This window comes from Streptosporangium sp. NPDC006013, from assembly GCF_040614275.1.
GTDB lineage: Bacteria > Actinomycetota > Actinomycetes > Streptosporangiales > Streptosporangiaceae > Streptosporangium.
Genome location: NZ_JBEXUE010000773.1, coordinates 1 through 3,003, shown reverse-complemented (window position 1 = coordinate 3,003; position 3,003 = coordinate 1). Strand labels below are relative to the sequence as shown.

The following is a 3,003-nucleotide window of genomic DNA, read 5'->3' as shown; positions in this document are numbered from 1 at the left end:
CGCCGCCAACGACACCATCACCGCGAACGAGGCCGGCTGCACCACATCCACCCGATCCAGCGACGGCGCACCCTCCACCTGCCGCACCACATCCAGCAACGACCAGTCCACGAACGGCTCCAGCTCCGCCGCGCACTCGGCCATCCGCCCGGCGAACACCGCCGACTCCTCCAGCAACCGCGCACCCATCCCCACCCACTGCGCCCCCTGACCCGGGAACACCCACACCGACTTCCCCACCACATCGGCCACACCCTGAATCACACCCGCCGTGGGCTCACCCGAAGCCACCGCCGCCAGCCCCGCCAGCAGACCCTTGCGATCCTCGCCCACCACCACCGCACGGTGCTCGAACACCGACCGCGACACCGCAAGCGAGAACGCAGTATCCACCAGGGCCACCTCATGATGACCCTCCACATGCGAGACCAGCCGCTCGGCCTGGGCCCGCAACGCCTCACCCGTACGACCCGACACGACCACCGGAACCACGCCCGCATCCGGTGCCCGTTCCTGCGGAGCGTCTTCTCCTTCCGGCGTTTCCGGACCCTGTTCGAGAATCACATGGGCGTTGGTGCCGCTGACCCCGAACGACGACACCCCCGCCCGACGCGGACGACCCGTCTGCGGCCACTCCGTCGGCTCGGTCAGCAGCTCCACCGCACCGGCCGACCAGTCCACATGCGAGGACGGGGCGTCCACGTGCAGCGTCTTGGGGAGCACACCGTGCCGCATCGCCAGCACCATCTTGATCACACCGGCCACACCGGCCGCCGCCTGCGTGTGACCGAGATTCGACTTGATCGCCCCCAGCAGCAGCGGCCGCGCCTCGCCCCGGTCCTGCCCATAGGTCGCCAGCAGCGCCTGCGCCTCGATCGGGTCACCCAGAACCGTGCCGGTCCCGTGCGCCTCCACCGCATCCACCTCGGACGACGACAACCCCGCACCGGCCAGCGCCTGGCGGATCACCCTCCGCTGCGAAGGACCGTTCGGTGCCGTCAACCCATTGGACGCGCCGTCCTGGTTCACCGCTGAACCCCGAACCACCGCGAGCACCTGATGACCGTTGCGGCGCGCGTCCGACAACCGCTCAAGCACCAGCATGCCCACACCCTCGGACCAACTGGTGCCGTCCGCGGCGTCGGAGAAAGCCTTGCACCGACCATCGGGCGCCATCCCGCCCTGAGCGCTGAAGCCGACGAACACCATCGGCGACGTCATCACCGTGATACCGCCGGCCAGCGCGAGCGAGCACTCCCCCTGCCGCAGCGCCTGCGCCGCAAGGTGCAATGTCACCAGCGACGACGAGCACGCGGTGTCCACCGTCACCGCCGGACCCTCCAGACCCAGCGTGTAGGACAGGCGGCCCGACAGCACGCTGGCTCCCAGACCGGTGACGCCATGGCCCTGAAGATCCACCCGGGTGCTCATGATCAGATTCATGTAGTCCTGGCCGTTGGTGCCCACGAACACACCGGTGTTGCTGCCCTTGAGCGAGAGCGGGTCGATCCCGGCCCCCTCGACCGCCTCCCACGTCGTCTCCAGCAGCAGCCGCTGCTGCGGGTCCATCGCGAGCGCCTCACGCGGCGAGATCCCGAAGAACCCCGCGTCAAACCCCGCCACATCCGCCAGGAACCCACCCTGGACCGCGCCACCACCGTCGTCGGATCCCAGCCCTGACGACATCCCCAGATCCCAGCCTCGATCGGCCGGGACCGGCGAGACCGCATCCTCCCCCTCAGCCAGCAACCGCCACAGATCTTCAGGAGAGGCGACTCCACCTGGAAAGCGGCAAGACATCGACACGATGGCGATCGGCTCGCGCTTGCCCGACTCCACCTCTTCGAGTCGTCGACGGGTCTCATGCAGATCGGTGGCGACCGACTTCAGGTAGTCAACGAGCTTCAGGTCTTCCGACATGGGAGAAGCCCTCCAGGGTATTCGCGTATGAGCCGGGACATCACAGGTCTTTGAGGCGACCCAGTTCGTTTTCGATGAAGCCGAGGATGTCCTTGGTACTCGCAGAGTTGAGCACGTCCGCGACAGCGATTTCACTAGTTTCCGTGCTGCTCTCGCTCATCTTCGCCAGTAGCTGCCGCAGCCGGGTGACGATGCCGTTCCGGGCGAGCTCGTCGAGCGCGGTATCGGAAAGAGCCGTCTCGAACCGGTTGAGATCGGCCAGCAATGTCAACTCCGTGGCCTTGTTCGCTCCGGGCGCGATTTCCTCCAGGAGGTATTCGGCGAGGCTGGCAGGGGTGGGGTAGTCGAAGATGAGGGTCGCCGGCAGCCGCAGCCCCGTGGCCGCGTTGAGCCGGTTGCGCAGTTCCATGGTGGTGAGGGAGTCGAAGCCCAGCTCGCGGAACTCCCGTCCCGGCTGGATCGCGTCCACCGACTCGTGCCCCAGCACCACCGCCGCCTGAGCACACACCAACTCCACCACCAGCCGAACCTGCTCGACCTGGTCCAACCCGGCAAGCCGCCGCACCAGCTCCGCTTCCCCGCCCACCAGGACCGAGACCGCCGAGCGGCGCCCCGCGCGCACCAGACCCCGCATCAGATGCGGCACCTCGCCCATCGCCCGCAACGCCGACAGCTCCAGCCGCACCGGCACCACCACCGCCCGATCCGACCCGACCGCGGCCTCGAACGCCGCGAGCCCCTGCTCGGCCGACAACGTCGGCATCCCCGTCCGATTGATCCGCCGCATCTCGACCTCACCCAGCGTGCCGGTCATCCCCGCGTCCTGGGCCCAGGCACCCCACGCCAGCGACAACCCCGCCAGCCCCTCGGCCCGGCGCACCTGAGCCAACGCGTCCAAGAACACATTCGCCGCCGCGTAGTTACCCTGACCAGGCGCTCCCACCACCCCCGCCATGGAGGAGAACAGCACGAACCCGGCCAGGTCCAGGCCCTGGGTCAGCTCGTGCAGATGCCAGGCCGCGTCCACCTTCGGCCGCAACACCGCCTCCAGCCCCTCGGGCGTCAGCGACGGAATCGTGCCGT

At 68.6% G+C, this 3,003-nt stretch carries 2 protein-coding genes; both read right to left on the bottom strand.

The features are described 5' to 3' along the window. Window positions 1-1,920, bottom strand: a 1,920-nt coding sequence (locus tag ABZ260_RS49295; protein ID WP_355632395.1) for a type I polyketide synthase, incomplete at its 3' end; no start/stop codon positions are given. A gap of 40 nt (window positions 1,921-1,960) precedes the next feature. Then, window positions 1,961-3,003: KR domain-containing protein (locus tag ABZ260_RS49290; RefSeq protein ID WP_355632392.1), on the bottom strand; the 1,043-nt coding region annotated here is incomplete at its 5' end.